Annotated in this window: 13 protein-coding genes; all 13 read right to left on the reverse strand. The window is 43.9% G+C overall.

The genetic code is table 11. The annotated features are described in order from the left end of the window. Positions 1-44: 44 nt before the first annotated feature. Positions 45-1,697, reverse strand: coding sequence for a family 78 glycoside hydrolase catalytic domain (locus FSB73_RS03030; protein WP_146780067.1), 1,653 nt, complete (start codon positions 1,695-1,697; stop codon positions 45-47). Beyond that, positions 1,679-3,127, reverse strand: coding sequence for an alpha-L-rhamnosidase N-terminal domain-containing protein (locus FSB73_RS03035; protein ID WP_146780068.1), 1,449 nt, complete (start codon positions 3,125-3,127; stop codon positions 1,679-1,681). Before FSB73_RS03035 ends, FSB73_RS03030 begins: the two co-directional genes overlap by 19 nt. 51 nt (positions 3,128-3,178) lie before the next feature. Beyond that, positions 3,179-5,458 (reverse strand): alpha-L-rhamnosidase-related protein, encoded by a 2,280-nt coding sequence (locus FSB73_RS03040; RefSeq protein ID WP_225974432.1) that lies wholly within the window; start codon positions 5,456-5,458, stop codon positions 3,179-3,181. Positions 5,459-5,467: 9 nt separating this feature from the next. After that, positions 5,468-7,063: a sodium:solute symporter family transporter gene (locus tag FSB73_RS03045; RefSeq protein WP_146780069.1), complete on the reverse strand. Its 1,596-nt coding sequence runs from the start codon at positions 7,061-7,063 to the stop codon at positions 5,468-5,470. 32 nt (positions 7,064-7,095) lie between these two features. Beyond that, positions 7,096-8,178 carry a Gfo/Idh/MocA family protein gene (locus FSB73_RS03050; RefSeq protein WP_146780070.1) on the reverse strand — a complete coding sequence of 361 codons (1,083 nt, stop codon included), beginning with the start codon at positions 8,176-8,178 and terminating at the stop codon, positions 7,096-7,098. Between the two features lie 10 nt (positions 8,179-8,188). Continuing rightward, complete coding sequence (locus FSB73_RS03055) at positions 8,189-10,294, reverse strand: right-handed parallel beta-helix repeat-containing protein (RefSeq protein ID WP_146780071.1); 2,106 nt, start codon at positions 10,292-10,294, stop codon at positions 8,189-8,191. A gap of 44 nt (positions 10,295-10,338) precedes the next feature. Next, positions 10,339-10,953, reverse strand: coding sequence for a hypothetical protein (locus FSB73_RS23925; RefSeq protein WP_262712472.1), 615 nt, complete (start codon positions 10,951-10,953; stop codon positions 10,339-10,341). Positions 10,954-10,958: 5 nt separating this feature from the next. Continuing rightward, the gene (locus tag FSB73_RS23930) at positions 10,959-12,797 is read right to left on the reverse strand and encodes a sialidase family protein (RefSeq protein ID WP_262712473.1); all 1,839 of its coding nucleotides are present in this window, start codon (positions 12,795-12,797) and stop codon (positions 10,959-10,961) included. A 20-nt stretch (positions 12,798-12,817) separates the two neighbouring features. Beyond that, on the reverse strand, positions 12,818-13,081 hold the full coding sequence (locus FSB73_RS23935; RefSeq protein WP_225974433.1) for a hypothetical protein: 264 nt from the start codon (positions 13,079-13,081) through the stop codon (positions 12,818-12,820). Positions 13,082-13,172: 91 nt separating this feature from the next. Then, positions 13,173-13,916: a DUF3826 domain-containing protein gene (locus FSB73_RS03070; protein ID WP_146780072.1), complete on the reverse strand. Its 744-nt coding sequence runs from the start codon at positions 13,914-13,916 to the stop codon at positions 13,173-13,175. A 76-nt stretch (positions 13,917-13,992) separates the two neighbouring features. Then, positions 13,993-16,989 (reverse strand): alpha-L-rhamnosidase, encoded by a 2,997-nt coding sequence (locus FSB73_RS03075; RefSeq protein WP_146780073.1) that lies wholly within the window; start codon positions 16,987-16,989, stop codon positions 13,993-13,995. 87 nt (positions 16,990-17,076) lie between these two features. Next, positions 17,077-17,265 carry a hypothetical protein gene (locus tag FSB73_RS23940; protein WP_225974434.1) on the reverse strand — a complete coding sequence of 63 codons (189 nt, stop codon included), beginning with the start codon at positions 17,263-17,265 and terminating at the stop codon, positions 17,077-17,079. Positions 17,266-18,289: 1,024 nt separating this feature from the next. Next, positions 18,290-20,128 (reverse strand): glycoside hydrolase family 2 protein, encoded by a 1,839-nt coding sequence (locus FSB73_RS23950; protein WP_225974435.1) that lies wholly within the window; start codon positions 20,126-20,128, stop codon positions 18,290-18,292. Between the last annotated feature and the right edge of the window lie 19 nt (positions 20,129-20,147).

Consider the following 20,147-nt stretch of genomic DNA (forward strand, 5'->3'; position numbering starts at 1 on the left):
TTCCCGGATATCCTTTTATTAAACACTTTCATTAAAATAATTAATTATTTATTTAGCCAATTGATTGATGAATGCTTTGGTTGTAGTTTATAAATATGATCGCCACTGCTAGCCATTGTTACAAAATACTTTTTACCGTGCACCGTTTTTATTTGTACAGGCGCGTTTTCTGAATCTTTTTTTTGCTTTTTAGTTGTTAAAGCTGTTTGTTTCTGATAAGGTAATCTTACCTCGGCTGTCAATCCAACCGGCACCTGCAGCCTGAGCTCAATAGCTTCTTTGTGTTTCTGCCAATACACTTTAACCTGGCCATAAGGGGTCATATAATCTCCTTTGGCCCAGCTTAAACCACCCACCATCTCTGGTGCAATTACTAAATAGGGATGACCGGGATGCTCTTTTGAGGCAAAATCTAGGCGTATGCCCAGCAGACCGGAATAAAACCATTCCATTAAGTGCCCCAGCATAAAGTGATTATTAGAAACACTGGGGAGTGCCTGCCAGGACTCTGTGAGGGCTGTCGCTCCATGAGCAATCTGATAACCATAGCCCGGCACATCACTGCGGTTGTTCATTTTAAAGATCAGATCATTATAGCCTTCCGCCTCCAGTACCCTAAGCAAATAACGATATCCGATATCTCCTGCTGTCAGCCGGTAATTATTTTGAATAATTCCTGTTACAAGATGATGCACAACCAGGTCATGAAGATGATCCGGTACTAAATCCATATAAAGTGCCATGGCATCCGCCGTCTGACTGCCTGCACCATAATAGGCCGTCTTGCCACCTGCACTGTCTGTACCTTCATGCAAAAATTGCTGATTAAAGGCGCTTTTAACCTGCGCTGCTTCCTGAATAAATTCTTGTCGGTCAGTTTGTTTATCAAGCAGCTGGGCCGTATTTGATAAGATCCCCAGATCATAATAATAAATAGCCGTAGCGGTTAGACCTTTAGGGGTTAACTGAGAAGTACCCGGAGGTTTGGGGCCAAGGTCGTACCAATCTCCCAACCCCTGATAAAGTATATGATTTTTTGCTTTGCCCTTTAGATAATTGTGATAGCGGGCCATCATGGCATAATTATCTTTTAATGCCGAGCTGTCTCCATACCAGCTGTATAAATACCAGGGAACAATAATGGCACTACTTCCCCACTCCGGAGAATCCCTAAACATATCCCCGCCCCAGGTAAAGACAGTATACTCCGGTGCTATTTCCGGGATGAGGCCATCTTTGGTTTGCGCAGCCCGCATATCAGACAGCGACTTAGTCAACAGATGATGGATTTGGTAATTATAGCGAACAGAACTCCCCATCAAATGCAGTTGCTCCAGCCAACCAAGTTTCTCGCGGTGCGGACAATCCGTAAAAAGGCTCATCATATTACTTTTAATGGCCCACCTGATCAGCTCACTGGTTTTATTAAACAGATCACTGGAACAACTAAAATGACCCGCCTCAGGTGCACTGTTACGGATATGCCAAGTCTCCATTAACTTTACAACGGGTTTTCCATTTGGATTTGGCTTACCCTTAGGGACGGCGCCTTTTAACTGGATATAACGAAACCCATAATAGGTAAACTTAGGATGCCAGCTTTGCAGCCCGTCTTTTTCAAGTACATATATCAGTCGGTATTTACCGGTCGCCTTTTGATTGGCTGTATACCTGGCCGTCATAAGCTCTGCAGGCAATAGTGTAACCGTATCCCCCTTTTTCCAGAAAGCTCCATATAAGGAATCCCTGAACAGTTTTGCCCCATATCATAGAGCCAGTTATCCGTAGCTTCACCTTGTCCATTTGCTGGATTAACTGGATAAATGGCCTTGGCGCTAAACTTTTCCATCACTTTGATGGGATCTGTTTTCTGTAATGTCAAACCAGTCGGTGTATCAATTACCGTAATTGCGGCCTTCCAGCCCTTTTTTGCAGGATCAAATCCTGGTTTATCCCAGCCAGTAGCCTGTTTGGTCCCATTTTCCAGTTCCCCGCCATAAATGCTGGAAAACCAGGTAGCAGAAACCCCTGATTGCCAGCTCGTGTTCGAGACGACATTTTGACTACGGCCATCCTTGTAATGAATCGAGAGCCGACAGATCATTTTAGGAAAGCCGTATTGAACCAATAGTTTCTTATACCAATCCTTGGATCCTGGGATATAATAAAACCCATTGCCAAGTTCTACACCGAGTACATTTTCACTATCCTTAATTAGCTTTGTCACATCAAGGGCAACATATAAAGCGACTTTCTGATAATTGGTCCAGCCCGGATCTAAAAAATGATCCCCTATTTTCTGCCCGTTAAGTCTCGCTTCCAACTGACCCAAACCTGAAACATACAGCGTTGCTCTCTGGATCTGACTTGCCTTGCCAAAAAGATCAAAGGATTTTCTAAATAAGGGCAAGGTATCACCAACGCTCCCAAAAGGCAATTTCTTTTTCTTTCCATCTGAGCTAGTCACTATAACGGCGGTATCACCGGGTAATATCCGCTCTTCAGGCAGCATTTGATTTCTGCCAATCCAACGGGCTCCGGCAAAATCCTTTCTCTCAAAAAGTGCCGTCTGAAATGAATCCACCTGGCTCCACTTGCCAGGCCTCCCCTTTTCATCCCATACCCTGACCATCCAGTAATATATTCGATCTGACTGCAATTGCTTTTTGCCATTATAGATCGTATGGAATAAATCTCCTTTTGTTTGCTTAAAGCTGTTCCAATATAAGTCTTCATTGGAATTGAGCCACTTACCAACCTTTTTCTTATTCGTCTGGCCCATAACTGATTTTAGGTCGCTCAGTTGACCAACTAAAATCTGGTAAGCGCTAACCCGCGCACTTCCATGGTTTACAGTGCCTGCAGGCTGATTTGTTTTAACCTCCCAGCTAAACCTAGGTAGCCTCGCTCCTACCGCCATACCTGCTAAACTGGAGCGCTCATTTACCTTTAAATTGACCGTCATAAGCGCAGCGGGTTCACTTTTACCGCTTGATTGCGCCCATATTATCACAGGTACTAAGGCTAGGATCAGTTGTAAAATACCAGATAGCAACCACTGCGCATGGCCTGCCTTTTGTTTATAAATGCTATTTTTATCCTGATATGCTCTGAATGCTGTTATCACGCTTTTTTATAATATTTTTTTCATTACTCACGACCGGAATCAAAAGACCGCCTATATCGCTTCGTAATTTACAACATATTGCTGACCAGTGTGCAATTCCAGCGTATACGCCTGCTCGCTGGTTTGTTTTATGGTGCCCAAATTGGTCCGTGGCTGCGTACGACTATGGAAGATTAATGTTCCTTTTTCTGTCTGCCCTGTTGTTTTTACCTTTATTTGCTTTTGATCACAATAAATTTGAATATCGCCTTTAGCAAAAGGCACAGAACCTTTGATCCACTTAAGGCCACCCAGAGCGGGCTTAACTTCATAGGTTTTATAGCCCGGACTGGTAGGCTGGACCCCTAAATAATATTTTCCGAGTAAATAAATCGGGCTCGCTCCCCAAGCGTGACATAGACTCTTTCCAAATGGCCTGCCATACATGGCATACTGCGCATCTCCTTTTGCCGCCGGATCATACTCTTCCCAAAAACTGGTTGCACCCTTTTGCAACATGCCGCCCCAATAGGATTTTATTTCCCGGGTAACGACCTTTTGACTATCAGCGACGCAGAGTGCAGCCAATTCGTAAAACCGCATATAGGGTGTATGTATGGCCTGAACCTGGTTGTTTAGCAATACATGAGTAATAACTTCCTTTCTTTGAACCGGACTCAGATACCCCAGCAAAAGAGCAAACATATTGGTGTATCTAAAGACGGCCTCGTCCTTTTTTCCCTTAAAAATCCGGTGAATAAAAGCATGCCTTTCTGAGTCCCAAAAAACAGAAAACAGCTTTGCCTTTAGTTGTGAGGCCAGATTTTGGTACTTTTTAGCACCCGCTTTATCTCCACATACATTGGCACAGATGGCCATCGTCTCCAGACTTTGACAAAAAAGCAGCTGTTCAAAACTCAATGCGCCTTTTTTTGTCAGATGGTCCGCCCAGTCGATAAACACCCAGTCACCTGATAATCCTTCCATAAATCCATCTTTATCCGTTCTTGAGAGACAATAACGCATGAGCGTTTGCATTTTGGGATAAATAGTTTTCACCAGTTCAGCATCACCGCTATATTCATAATAGTCTTTTACTGCCATAAACCAGTAAAAACTATAATCCATGATGGTATTAATATGGCTGGTCACCGGATCTTTCCCTCTTAAAGCATACAGCGTTCTTTTGACTGTCGGCTGATCAAAATACAAATAATAGTTCATTAGAAAACTCTGATTGGCATCCCCTGACCAGATCCACCGGTCTCTTTTGATACCGTCTATAAAAAATTCACGGGTATTAAGGTGCAATGTATAAGCAGCTACCTGCCAGATTTTATTAATCAATGAGTCTGAACAGCTAAAAGCCCCCCTGGAAGTAACTGGTGCATATTCATAGAGCATATCCACCTGACCAATTTTCACGGCTTTGGGCGCATCGATCTGGACATACCGAAACGCTTTAGTGGAAGCTGTGGTGGTATCAAAATTATTAACAGGGGTAGTAAATTCAATTCGATCTAAGGTCTCACAACTATCCCTGGATAACGCCTCTGCCTTAGATTCCCCGTAATAAATATTTACAACGCCTTTTCCGCTAACTTCTTTAAGCCTGATAAAACCAAAGGTTTCTTTACCAAAATCCAGCAAAACGCTGCCACTTGGCAACACAGTTCTCTTTACAGGGCTTGCAGGCACCGTTTGCAGTTGAAACGCCGAGGGTTTATTAGCCGCTGTATTAAAATTCCAATAACCTGCATGTTCATAAGTAGTTCCGGACTTATCTGAAGCCTTGCCGGAGGCGTCTATCCACTCCTTATCTTCAAAAGTCACCTGCCAGCTTCCATCAGAAATAACCTGATTTCCTTTTACATAAATCGCCGGTACAGCCGCCTGGTTATAAACTTTCAGGCTAAGCCTATGTTGGCCTTTGGGCAGTTGGATCGTTTTTAAATTACCCGTAATGGCTTTGCCGTCAATTTTGACATTATAGCGACCTTCTACGGCAATCTGAATGGTGTCAGGATGGGATAGATTTATATCCTTATGAAATTCAACGAGTACATAATGACTGTCCATTTTCCAGAATACCGGCAAAAAAGCACCTCGTTCTGTTCTTCTGTTTTGCATTTTATTAGCCAGCCATACGGCGTAATCACCAGGATACCAGATCCAGGTAGCCTGGCCAGCTGGCGCATCTGCTGTTAAGTTACTACCCCTTGGCTGCGCATACAAGTCCCCCACTTGTATGGTCACAGCGCACATCAAAAACAGCAACAGCGTCTTTACCCCTTTAACAGGGCTTCTCCAATTTATACAAGTAAATATTCTATTTAAAAATTTCGGTTTCATATGCTGAGATTAATGTCCATTAAAATAAATATACAAGGCTACCATTACAATAGTTAGCAGCACCCAACTAAATATAACCAGCCGGGACGGTTTTTTAGGCACAAAGTCCACAACCAGCTTACCCTTATTTTGTATTTCCGTACGCCGGCCTGCCAGGCTGGACACGGCAAATAAAAACAGGGAGAGTATCAGAAAAATATAAAAAGACAATAGCAAAAAATGGGGCCAGGCAGGATACTTGCTGGATGGCCAGACCCAGAGATATAAAACCCCGACCAAAACACTAAACCCGGTTCCATAGGTCAAAACCATATTTACCGCCTTTGCACTGGTTTTCTTCCATAGTATACCAAACAGAAATACCACAGACATGGGCGGTGCCAAAAAGCCTAATACAGATTGAAATACATCAAAAAGATTCAGGCCTTTGATTGAATTAATAGCCAGGGCGATAATTACAGAAATAACAGCGCTGCCTACGGTAACATAGCGTCCGATTCGAATAATCTCTTTATTTGTCGCATCAGGCTGGTATTTTTTTACAAAAATATCCATCGTAAACACCGTACTGACCGAATTAAGTGAAGAGCCAATATTGGACACCAGTGCCGCAATCAGTACCACAATAATTAATCCTTTCATGCCTGCCGGGAATAACTGCGTAACCATGACCAGATAAGCTTCATCCGGATTTTTCATATGTGGATACAAAATAAAACAGATGATACCGGGCAGAATAAAAAGCGGCACATCCAAAATCTTCAGCCATCCGATAAAATTAGCACCCAGCTGCCCTTGTTCCAGGCTTTTGGCCCCCAGCACGGACTGCACCATGGATTGCTCTGTACACCAAAACCAGATCCCCATAATAGGGTAACCCAAAATAATGGCTGTCCAGGGATACGCCTTGTCATTTGCCGGTAAAAATAAATTCCAGTAATGGTCGGGCGTTTTTTGAAAAAGCTGACTTAATCCACCAATTTTCTCTATCCCTAATATCACCAGCAAAAGCGATACAGCAATTAAAAGAATCATTTGAAACATATTGGTCAGTGCAATGGCCCTTAGTCCGCCACTGGCTGCAAAAAAAGTTGCCAGCACAATCATTGCGAGTACGGACTGCCACATCGGGATATTCAGCAATTGCTGCACCAGGATACCTCCTGCAAAGAGCCCCAGTGAAAGCCAGGAAATCAGTATCGTAATCAAGGTATACCAAGCCAGTATGGTTCTTGTGCGCAGTCCAAAATGTAATCCCATATACTCTGGCAAAGTGGAAATTTTAGCGCCCAGGTACCGAGGTGCAAAATAAAGTGCCAGCAGGCCAATAAAAACAAAAGCGTACCAGGCAAAATTCCCGGCCACAATACCTGTGGAATAACCAATACTGGCCGATGCAATCAACATCGAGGGGCCTACATTGGTGCCCCACATATTTAGACCAATACTGGACCAACCCAGCGTATGCTGCGCCAAAAAAAGATTCTCGCCCTTTTTTCTTTTTTTTACAAAACTCACATAATAGCCCAGGCCAAATAGTATCAGGAGATACAAAATGACGATCACAAAATCGACTGGCTGAAGTGCATTATAAATAGAATTCATAATTAGCTAAATGCAAGATTAAAATAAAAGGTTTATAGCGGTGATAGCCCATGTTGTTGCAAAAGATGATCAATCACAACAGGCCTTCCTGTTCTAAGGGACGCATCCATCGCCTGCAAAACGGCCACCGTACCGATAGCCTCTTCCATATCAGGATAAGCAGGCTTATCTTCCAAAATAGCCTGGGCTACATATTCCATATAATTTTGGTACTCTCCTGCATGATGACTCTTACCTTCAAACCTAAAATAATGCTTTAAGCGGTGCTCCCAGGTCTGGATCAGCTCCTTGCCCTCCTTATTGGTAATTGCATAGCGCAAATCCATATAATCCCCCTGACTACATCCATGGGTCCCTCTAAGAATACAACTCATTTCGCTGTCTCTGGTAACTGGTTGTACAGGCCCTGTATAACAGCCACTGACCCTGGCGACACGGCCATCTTTGGCCTTAAAAATAAAATGCATGGTATCTTCATGATGCAATCCACCGGCTTTGCCATTTTGACTCAGCATGCCATAGCCCATAACGGAGTCCAGATGAGGTAAATACCAACGAATAAAATCCACCGGATGACTAAGCCCACCATAGAGCCATTTAAATGCATCCTGCAATGCCCATGGCTTTTCCAAAAACCACCGGTGATCCGCATGATAATAAGCCTCAATTGTTATTAATTCACCAATCTCTCCCGCCTCAAAATCTTTTCTTTGCTGACGCATGGGTTCAAAAAACCGCGAGCTCTGTCCAACGAAACAACGCAAACCGGTTTTACGCCCCAGCGCTAATAACGGCTTCGCATCTGTTAGATTATCAATAAAAGGTTTGGTACAGATAACATGTTTGCCTGCCTGTAGCGCTTGGGTTACATGGGCTGCATGTAAATGATCCGGCGTATAGATAGCGACGATATCTACCGCAGAATTCGCTAACAAATCGGCATAGCTGGTCGTATAGCTATGAAATCCAAATTCTTCCGCCCGATGCCGGCACACCTGTTCATTTAGATCGCAAACCATAACCAGGTTTAGTAGTGGACTATTTAACGCTGCAGACATTGCACTTCTCCCCTCACCAAGACCTAATATGCCAATGCCTAGTTTTTTATGTTGCATGATATTTAAATTAATTTTTATCCTTTATACTGATGACAGGCACTGGTTGCACCGGCCAATTGCCATCCGCTATCTTTTCATTTAGTAAATATTGATAGTTTGCCGTAAGCCCCGCATTTTGTTTAATGGAATCCGCCACCTGAGGCCCGTTATTTTCCAGGCTATTACCTGGTCCATTGGCATTTTTCATCACTTTTAAGGCAGGACACCAGTTGTTTTTAATGGTAATATAGGAAGAGCCCTCGTCCAAATAAAAATAGAACCAGTGGTCTGGATCATGCGGGTAGGGCGCCTTATAAATTGAATCAATATAATTACCTTCAATCACGGTTCCTGGCTGGGCCGATAAGGTATATAAACCACCTACATCGTACATTCTTTTGCCATAATGCGTGACTTTATTGTCCAGAATCTGATTTTCTGAAAGTGCACTGATTTTCCTGGTCCACCCCCAGCCAACACAAATGCCTGAATACGATACATCAGACACTTCATTGTGTGCAATATAGAGATTATGTACATAGCCTGCACTGATGCCCACACATCCCCAATCTTCATTAGCAGCGTCCGTTACCAAATTATTTTCAATGGTATCAAATTGGCAAATATCAGCCGGATTGACTGGGTTATACGGCAGATGCGTTTCCTGATTTTCTGGAGAATAAGTCCCCACCTGAACCCCTGTTCCGCCAATATCTTTAAATAAATTTCCCAGGACCACACTTCCTTTAGTACCGATGACCAGATCCAGTCCTGTGGAGGCCATATGCTGAAAACTGCAATCTTCAATTATTGCATTTTGGGTATAATACAACTGAACTCCGCCAGGTGGCCGGCCGATCCAGGCCTGATTTTCCAAAGAACGCTTCTCAGGCGTCCCTGGTCGCTGTAGCTTATAAGCCTCCTTAAGAAACATGCCGGCCTGCAGCGCTACATGGCCTTTATTTGAAGGTCTGAGCCAGGTGCAGTAGCGAAAATCAATCCCTGATAACTGGATATTATTAACCGTTGCCTCCGGGGTGCCTTCCACATTTAATACAGCGGTCAAAAATGGAAATATGACCTTAGCCAGTGATAAGTCTTCCCCTTTTCTGGGCAAATAATACAGTCTTTGTCTGCCCCGGTCAAAGTACCATTCACCGGGCGCATCTAAAAAACAAGGCGCATTAGATAGATAAAAAGCAGAGTTTCCGGTTTTGGTAGAAAGCCAGGGCGCAGGCCAGGGGTGCTCCGACTCAATCTTTGACTCCGGTTGCATAAAATATAACTGCACACTGTCTCCCCTAACTTTAGTCAGGCGAATGCGCAGATTAGCGATTGCCCACCACTGGTGAATCAGCATTTCCATGCCGACGGCCTGTGCGGGATTAAAGCCTGCAGGTTTGGGTATCCAACAAGACTGCTGCTTATGGTCCCATGAAAAGATGCGCTGCATGGGCCGTCCATAACTGCCCCCATTAATAGATTCCGCACGGATGGCTTTGTGACCGTTTACCCAAAGTTGCCTGAAATCAATTGCTGTCCCTAACTGACCCGGCACCTCTGCCACATAGATATTAGGCGCTGCTCCTTTAGGGAAAGCTGCATACATAGGGTCATGAGGGTTTATTTTTTGCCAGCCAGTAACGGATCTACCGCCACTGATCACCGCTTTACCCTTATGAACAGCAGCGATTCTGGTCGGCGCATTATCACTCCCGCCATCCTCCGGACGAATCCGAAGGGTGGTTTCAGGTTGATACACCCCATCTTCCAGTAATATCTGAATCCCTTGCAACTGGCCATCAGGCAACCTGTTTAGTTTTAACCTACGCGCATTTCTTGCCTTTCTGATCGCAAAGGCGACGGTTCTCAAAGGCGACACAGCTGTTCCTGAGTTTGCATCATCTCCCTTAGGAGATACGTACAAAGTATACCAGTTACCCTTGACAGCATTTTTTAGTGAAGCTATATTTGCTTGCTGCAACGGCTTTGCATAACTTACTGATGTACCGGCAAAACTACACAGACAGCCCATAAGGCAGATCGCAGTAACTGTCCGTAATTGTGGCTTATTTTTTTTACGTTTAATAAGGCCGGTATATTTAAAAATAATATGGAAAGTACGTCTATTCATGATTATTCATGGTTATGCCTGTCTGTTCATTTTTATTCAACAATTTACTTATTAGTCATTTGCGCCTTCTTTTTCGCAATAGCCATCTCCTGGTTATAGACCCGAACCAGGTTATCATACCCTTTTATGGCATCTGAGGGCAAATCCTCGCCATGTGGCCCAAATGCATACATCGCTTCTTTGGGCTCAATATGCACAAAGGATTCATCTATTAGACCACGCTTAGATTCAATGCGCGTCAACGGCAGGTGAAAATATTTACTGACAAAACGGTAAAGAGCCTGCCTTTTTGATGGGCCATAATCATGAGACTCTTTTGGCAGGTGCACATTGGAAACAAGTTGCTTTGCGCCAAAATAGCCATACACCTTTTGCAGATAAGGAAAGTCGTGTTCAGGCATATACCTGGTCCAGTCGTGCCCATCGGAGATGAGTAGTTGTGGATGAGGGGCGGCCATGGCCGCCAGTTCAACGTTATCCGTTCCGCCGCCACACTCGTGAATACCCCGGCCGCTCTCGCAAGGGCAACCACCATAGAAAAAAGAAGAGACTGCTACGACGGGCGCGCTTAATTTAATGCGTGGATCCATGGCCGCCATCAGTACTGTATGACTACCGCCGCCTGAGCCGCCACTGATGCCAATGCGACTAGTATCCACCTGTTTTAAAGCGCATACATAATCCAGTAACCGGATTGCGCCGAGCGTCTGTACGGTGATGGAGAGACTTTTTCGGTGATCCTGCGAGTGAAACTGTAACAGAGATTCCCCCAGGCAAAAAGATCATAACTGATGGCCATGGCGCCCAACTTGGCCAAAGTAGCACATCTGATCTGGCAATCCTTTCTATACCTTTGATCCGTCCAGTGACCATCAGGGCTTAACATGACCGGTATTTTGCCTTTAAAGTGCAGCGGCGCATAAATGGATCCATTCAGATATAATCCTGGCAGGATTTCCAGGGCAAAATTCTGCACAGTATAATCCGGATATTTTCTAAGTGGTGTTAGCAAAACCCGCCGCTTCGGCCGGGCTGGCATGGGAAATAACCCCACCGCCTGATAAAGCTCCGGCCTAATCGAATCCTTTCTTTTCTCCCAGCTTTCCTTGTCGTGATACTGACTGGCAATGGCATCAAGTGCTGCCCAGCCTTCCTTAACAGGCCACCTGTAATACTCAAAAGCCTTGAGTTCATATTTATGATCCCCATCCGGATTTACCTTTAAATCCAGCGGCCCCAGTACCTTTTCAAAAGTCGCCTGCAGGGTCGGCCTGAAACGCCAAAATGCATAAGTCACCCATTTATTTTCAACCAACTCAGGCGCATAGCGAATTTTTACCTTAAACCTGGATTCGATTTGGGATAAAACTGTTGTTAAAGGAAGTTTATACAAACTATCCGTGTTCTGGTTCACATGCTCATACAAAGATTTGGCCGACTGCGCCTGCAGCCTATGCGCCCGACTGCTTATAAAAAACAGCAACATCACGACTGTTACCAGCCAACCACTTTTCAATGTATGTTTATCAGAACCTGCCATAATTGACATTTTAATATTATAAGTACGGTAATTACGGGCTTTAAGACTACCGTGTATTATCCAGATGATTATTAGCCGTTTATTTTTCTGGCACGGGGGAATATACCCTTTTACAGGCGGCCAGATACTATCCTTAATGGGCAAGGTTTTTAGCTGGCCGGGGTCAATTACAGCATGTTTAATTTTCTTCCTGCGCCAGGTATATACCACGTGAAGCTTGCCATCGCTGGACTGAATAATAGTCGGATAAGAATACTGACTGATGGGAGAATCCTCCAAAATAGCCGCCGCATCCCAGTTTACCCCGTCTTTGGATACGGCTAGATTGAGCGGTGTTCTGGCACCTTTAGCCTTCCCGGCAGGTGGAATCACGTGATTATAAGCCAAGGCAAAACTGCCATCTTTTAGCGTAACTGCATCTATTCCCGAATTATTATTGGGAAGTTTGGTTCTGGCCAGTGGTGTCCAGGTCTGCCCATTATCGCTTGACCAGGACTCCAAAATTGCCCGATCCTTGCTTCTGCAAAGTAGTTGAATACGATGATCAGGATGCACTAAAATGGTCGGTTGTATCGCTCCTTGAAACTTGCCGTTATCAATGGGGCCTGTCATGGTCCAGGTTTTGCCAAAATCAGTTGTTTTCTCTATATGCACATGCCAGCCGTGATCCTCCGTACTGGATGGACAGAGCAAAGTTTTTCCATCTGGGAGTAAAACAGGCTGATTTTTAATGGGTCCTAAAAATCCTTCTGGAAGCGCTTTAGGTGCAGACCAGGTCAGCCCGTTGTCTTTAGAGCGAATCATCCAACCTTTCCAGGCAGATGGTTTAGGGCCAATTTTATAAAAAAGCAATAAATCACCGCCTGGGACCTGATATAGTACCGGATTCCAGGTAGGATAACGCAGGGTATCATTTTGAATGCCATTAGCCACCGACACGGGCGCTGTCCATTTACCGTCCACTTGCCTGGAAACATAAATTTCTACATCCGGGTTTCTTTCTTTGGTTCCACCAAAAAAGAAACCACCATACCGGCCGGGGTCTCTGCTATAGTGGCAGCATGACAGGAAGGAAAAGGTGCGCTGTCATAGATAAATTCATCGGTTACGATGCCATCTTTCCAATACGCCTTTGCCAAATCTGCTTGATTCGCATCTTCTTTGCCTGAGCTGTTCCCCAATCCGCAGGCAGTAACCATCATAACCACTATCAACACAAACGATAGCTGTGTAATGGCTTTTATCATACCTGTTTTTTTTACCCATTTGCTGAACATATATTATATTTTTAAAGTGTTTTATATGTAATCGTTACAAAATAAACGTTCTGTTCCTATTTTATTTTTTCTTCTCTGCAGCTTTAGCTGCTTTCTGTGCCTTTACTATATTGACATAGTTTTTAAAAAGCTGGTGCCAGTTTCGTCCATGCTCATTCAAATATTTTTCATTCTTGGTCTTATAAATCTCAAAAATCCCAGAAATGGATTTCATATTTTTATAATCGATGGCCTCTTCTCTGGCCTGTCTTAAATTTTTGAGAATCTCAGCAGTCTCCTGGTCTGTCAGATCAGGAACAATCGCCTGATAGCCTTTTAGGGTAAAAGCCACTTTGCCAACCGTATAGCCGTCTAAGACCTCTCCTACCTGATCTGGGGTCAGGTAGGCATTTAAGCTATCCATTAATGTTTGATGTACACTGCCAGGCATAGCAGACTGCGCAATCATTCTTCTATCCAGCGCTGTTAGCTTCTCTCCGGTTCTTGGATTTATGCCTGCAGGCACATCTGTAGCGGGATGGGTTTTATTCCAATTATATACTGCCGTTAAATGCTGCCGGACAAACCCCTTTACTTTTGCAGCTTTTGACACATCAGTCAGATTAAGCGCACTTACCCATTTATTCGCTTTTTGCTGTATTTTCTGAACTTCTTGCGTCGTAAGTACAGACTGCGCCCTCAGACCGCCGGATAGCAAGCCGCAAAGCCCCATAATAAGCAACCCCGACGCCATTAATACTACAGAAAAATGATTGCCGTGAATTTTCGGATTTAAGTATTTATTTATCATCTTCATTTTTTTCATCACTTTGATTTTTATCTCGTTATTATTAGCTCGTTATTATTATACGTCCCGTTTATAATTTTTAATGCGCCCATGTTTATTTTGTATCTGCCGAATTTGCCATTCCAGCCATTAATCTCCCCTGAAAATAATACGTACCCGATCCGATTTTTAGTTGAAGATCTTCCCCATTTTGTCCAGTTCCTTCAAGAGGGCGGCCATCCTGGCTTACCTTTTCGACGCCTTTTGGAAATTTTAATACCGCCTTGGTGCCTGCGGGTATGGACACCTGCCATGTCCACTGATCCCTGTTCTTGTTCTTATGCCATTCACTTTTAATAGCACCATAGTCAGACAGGTAAGACGCCTTCACGTACTGTAAACCGCCTTTAATTTGGGGTGCCAATACTATTTTTTTAAAGCCAGTCTGCAACGGATCGCTTTTGATGCCTGCCTGATTTTCAAACAACCATATCAGTAAATCGCCCAACAGCATCACGTGATTTTGAGAATTCATAGCAGGATCAGCTGTATTGCCGTTCCAGAGTTCCCAAATAGTCGTGGCGCCATTAGCAGCCATATAACCCCAGCTCGGATAGGTTCTTTGACTGGCAATTTTCACAGCCAAGTCATTTCGTCCATAGCGGCTAAGGATTCTAAGCAACCATTGAATACCGATAACGCCCGTACTGATATGATCATCATAGACCAGGTGCGTCTTATTAACAATACGGCTAAAAACCCTGGGTATATCGGCTTTACTGGTCAACCCAAAAGCTAATGGCAGTAAATTAGCCGTTACCGTATTATTGCCATAATATCCACTATCTGCCTTAAAATAACGCTGTTGAAATGCGGTCTTCATTTCCCTGGTGATAGGCCGAAAAAATCCAGTGTCTTTATCAGCACCTATAAGTAGGGCAAACTTGCTCATAAGCTCAAGATCATGGTAAAAAGTAGCTGTTGCAATCAAGCCTCCAGCCGTAATTTTTGCCGGATTGCTACTATGAATAACATGCAAGCTGTCGGGTGGGACACACCAGTCACCATAACTATCTTTATCAATTAATCCCCCCTTTACATATTTATGGTGCATATATTCTATCCAGAACTTCATGGAGCTATAATGCTTTCTAATGGCAGCCAGATCTCCATATTGCCTGTAGAGCATATCGGTTACGCTTAGAAAAGTGGAGGGCCAGGTAACGTCATCCTTATAATAGAGCCAGAAATTAGGTGCCACGTCTGGTATGCTGCCAGTCACTAATTGGGCATCCTGGATATCGCTCATCCATTTATCATAAAGCAACTGGTTATTGAAGGCAAAACTTTCTCCATATGCCCCCGTTGTTCGGTCACCCAACCAAGGCTGGCGTTCATTGCGTTGCGGGCAATCAACTGGCATACCTTTATAATTGGATTTAATTCCCCAGACAGCATTTTTATAGATCTGATTAATTGTGGCGTCAGAGCAGCTAAACCAGCCGGTATTATCCAAGTTATCATATACCACTTCTCCGGTAAAACTTCCTAATAGCTTTTGTATGTTATTTTCGGGGCTGGCTCCTTTTGTATTCGGAAAACCTTGTACTTCCACATATCTAAACCCATGATAAGTAAAATGAGGCCTCCAGTCTTCCTTTTCAGCCCCTTTAATAATATACCTATCAGTTGCCCGGGCATCTCGCAGGTTGGCAGTATACAACTGAGCTATTCCGCCAGCTGTTTTAGTCAGGCTTTCTGCAAAACGCAGCGTTACTGTATCTCCTCTATGTCCCAGTCCATTTAGATCCATATGAATCCAACCAGCCATATTTTGACCCATATCCAAAATGAAACCACCATCTGCAGCCGCCAGGACAGCTACAGGTTTAATCTGCTGCATGACTTTCATAAGTGGATTTAACTGAGCGGTCCACTTGCCAGTAGGCGCTGTTACCAATTGGACTGGTCGCCAAACATCTTTTTGCATTATATAACCTGGCTCGTCCCAACCCGTTAATTCCATCCGCGCGTCATAGCGCTCTCCATCATACTCATTATTATTTCTAATAGGCCCCATGGCCGATAGATGCCAGCTGTCATCAGAGACAACGGAGCTTACCGTACCATCTGTATATTCAATACGCAGCTGAAAATATAATTTTGGAAATCCAAAGTTGCGCCATTTCCAGGGCTTGTAGTCCTGTCGCATAGCAAAAAAACGGCCACTGCCCAAAACCACACCAATCGCATTTTGCCCCTGCTTTAAAAGTGATGTCACATCTATCGCGTTATACAGCACCGTTTTGGTATAATCCGTGGGTGCGGGTGCAAGCACTGCGTCTCCGGCCTTTTTGCCATTAATATGTAGTTCATAAAGCCCCAGACCGCTGATATAGGCAACTGCTGATTTGACCCCTTTGGTCTCAGTAAATTCTTTTCTCAGGTACCTGGCAGAGAGCACCGGAAATTTGCGCACACTATCCCACAAAAAAGGCTGATCCCATCCAATCCACCTCCCTTTCCTGTCTGAAAGCTGTAGCATTCCCATGCGCCAACTGGCCACGGAGCTCCAGTCCGAGCGCCCCTCAGTTGTCCAAACGCGTACCCGCCAATAAACTTTTTGAAAACTACGTAATGCTTTGCCCTCATAATTGATATGCAATTGCTGATCTGATAACACCCTTTTACTATCCCATAGATCTGCATTGCCTGCCAATAGATTGTTTTTGTTACTAGCCACCTGAATCTGATAGGCGGTCTGCCATACATTTTTCAGCTGTTCACCAGCTTTAATCTGCCACCCCAGTTCTGGCTTAGTCATATCCAGATTTATAGGCGCTTTCTTTTGCGCACAACTTAGCCCATCCACCCAGATAGTTCCACTCTTTTGATAGCGATCGGACTTATTTTGAAAGTTGTTTTGAATAGGCTTTTGCATCTCAAATACAGATTTCGAAAAGTCAACCCAAACATGAGTAGAAGCTTTTACTCCCTGAGCAAATAAGGTGGTAAGACTCATCAGGGCAATAAATTGCCCCAAACAATTCAATAGCGCCTTGTTAATACCACAGCAAAAAGAGCCACGGCAAAGCTGCGTAAAAGATGCCACATCTATATGCTTAATAGCCCGGTAATATGTTCGACATTTTTTCAAAGGATCACTAACATTCTTTTCATAAATATTTTTACAACTATTTTATTGAACACCAGCGCCAGCTTCAGCTCCAGTTTTAGTACCTCGCGCGGAGCCAAAAATAAAATACAGGGTTAAAGGTTTGGCATAATCCATGGACTTGCCATAATCATAATACATATTTTTTCTGCCAGATGGGCCCATATTTTCTGCCACCTGCGATTTAGTGCCTATCGGGTCTATCGCATGCATAAAAGAGATCTCTCCTGTTGGAAATTTGGGGGCCGTATTGTAGGGCTTTTTAGGAGACTCGGGGTATATAACCTTAAAAACACATCTTCAGAACCACACAGCACGGTTATAGGCATTACTTTAGTTTGCAATTGCATCCAATACAGATTTGCAAAATATCCTTTAAATTCAGGATAGACCATGCTGGGCACATTCTCTCCTGTGATGGTATTGTTATATGCATTTTCCCAATTACCTAGTTTTACGCCTTCCATTCTGTTTTTCCAGACGCGGTAAGGACCGGCTCCCATACGTCTGACACCTGTTACCAAATTCTCTGGAAAATTAAAACTAAGCCCCATAAAATCATAGTCGTATTGATGTGGAAAATAACCAGCCTCCATTTTTAGTACACCATCCGGATAAATGGTCCATATTAGTTTTTGCAGATCGCTTTTCTTTTCAAAAACGGCCTCCAGAACAATAGAATCCTGCTTATTTTGTAAGGTGAAACTTTTTACCATCGCCTGACCATCGCAAAGAACCGGGCCGTTATTAAAAGGTATTTCCCGGCCATTTTTTTGAACTTGCTCCAGCACCCCTGTCTTTGCATTAAACCGGTAGCTAAATGAATGTAAGCCACCCGTTACTTCATAATGATCCGGCGTTTGCGCAATATGCCACTTACGATCAGTATTCACTACTTTTTGCGGGAGTTGCAGCGCTTTCAACAGACTTTTTGTCTTTACTGCAGGATCTTTGATGGGATAGGTTTTTATGTCAACAACATGGCCTGTTTGATCCTGGATGGTCAATCTAAGATAATCCGCCTTTTCAAAATTTGCAGGCAACGTGAGTTGTAACGTTCCCCATTTATGGGGCGCAACATCTGGCACACCCGAACCAGTCACAAGACCGCTGTCCAGCACGGTGGCCGTGGAGCTGAGTGCATTATAGGCGGTTGACAAATGATTATAGGCTGCGCCTGAAGGACTAATGGAGGGAGCTCCTCCTTCCATTAATGCCCACTGGTAACGCAACGAATTTAAATTGGTGAAGTTATAACGGTTTTCAACCCTAAATTTACCATCAAAAGCCGGTGTAATCTCTCTATGTTCAATAAATACCGGTGACCAGATGTCTTTAATCGCATAATAACTACCTTCTTTTTCATGATAGGGGCCGACGATGCCGTCTGGCCCGTGATCACCGTCAGCGTCCAACTTACCGTCTTTGTCCGTGCGAACAACAGCCTCATCGGCAAAGACCCACAGAAAGCCACCGGCAGAAAGTGGATTTTGCCACATTTCGCGCCAATAATCGCCCAGACCTGCACCAAGTCCGCCATCATAGAGTCCATGTAAAAACTCTGTAGGGAAGGTAATTTCATGGCCGTGGAGATGCGTACCATTCCATAATCATAATTAATATAATGCTGCGTATCCATATGGCCAAATATGGCCCATGGATGAATGAGTGGTCGTTTTTGCAGATCATAAATATCAAAAAGCGAATCCAGATCAAAATTAAAGCCGCCTTCATTGCCGTTATCCCACATCACGATACTGGGATGGTTTTCATCACGGATAATCATCTCTGCTACCAATTTAGACCCCACCTGCGTATCATAATGATGGTGCCAACCGGTTAATTCATCCAACACAAAAAGGCCCAGTGAATCACAGGCGTCCAGAAAATGCTCATCTGGCGGGTAATGAGACATACGTACGGCGTTCATATTCATATCCTTTAACATAAGTACATCCTGAATGCTTAGCCTTTTACTAGTGGTTCTACCTGTACTTGGCCAAAAGCTGTGGTGATTCACACCCTTGAATTTTATTTTTACCCCATTGACATAAATACCATCTCTGGGTCTGACTTCCACCGTCCTAAAACCAATTTTCTTTTCCAGCGCATGTATCAGTTTTCCATTTTCCCACAACTGAAAACGCATTTTATACATGTGAGGTGTTTCAGGCGTCCAGGGTTTGACCTGTTCTTTATTATATTGTCCTTGCAGTTCAAAAGTCAGTTGACCCTGGCTTGCTGCGTCGGCCTGGATAACTGCCTGTGGACGGTTATCCATTTGACTTAATTTACCCGTAATGAGCGGCCCTATCTTAGTACCTTTACTATCCGTTAGCTGCGCCCGCACCTGGTAGCGGCTATTATCCGCACCTTCTATTTTCGCAGGTAGATTAATATGTAAAAGCGCATTTAAATGGCCATCTCCTTTTGCGTCCACACTGACGCGGTTTATAAATGCCGGGGGCATTGCCTCCAGATAAACAGGTCTGAAAATACCGCCAAATATCCAAAAATCGCCTTTCCGCTCCGCACTGTTCACGGAAGCGTTGGCTGAATTTTTCGACACGGTTACTTCCAATTGATTTTGTTTGCCATACCGTAATAATTTTGAAATATCATAGCGAAAAGTATAGAAAGCACCCTGATGAACCGGACCAGCCACCTTGCCATTAACTTTCACGGCAGCATCTGTCATTACACCGTCAAACACAATATGCACCACCTTACCTTTCCAATCAGCAGGCACTTGAAAATTATGGCGGTAAATACCTTTTTCATTGATCCGCAGGCTGTCCTTATCCAGGCCATAGTTATAGCCTCCAAAGCCTTGAAGTTCCCAATTGGATGGAACGGCAATCGTTGTCCACTTACCGCTGTTTTTGCCTGCCGTACAGTAAAAATCCCAGGGCACCGTATGATCACTGCCCGTACCAGAAAGCAGTTGTATGGCTGTTTCAGCCTCATTTAAAGCCTTTGGCCTTTTTGACGTCTCGGGCTGCGCATTTGCAACGCACAATATCTGTACGAGTAGTGCTATGGCGATAATGAACCTATCAATTAATCTTTTGTACATTATTTGTTTATTTCCTTAA

The sequence above is a fragment of the Arachidicoccus ginsenosidivorans genome, assembly GCF_007971385.1.
GTDB lineage: Bacteria > Bacteroidota > Bacteroidia > Chitinophagales > Chitinophagaceae > Arachidicoccus > Arachidicoccus ginsenosidivorans.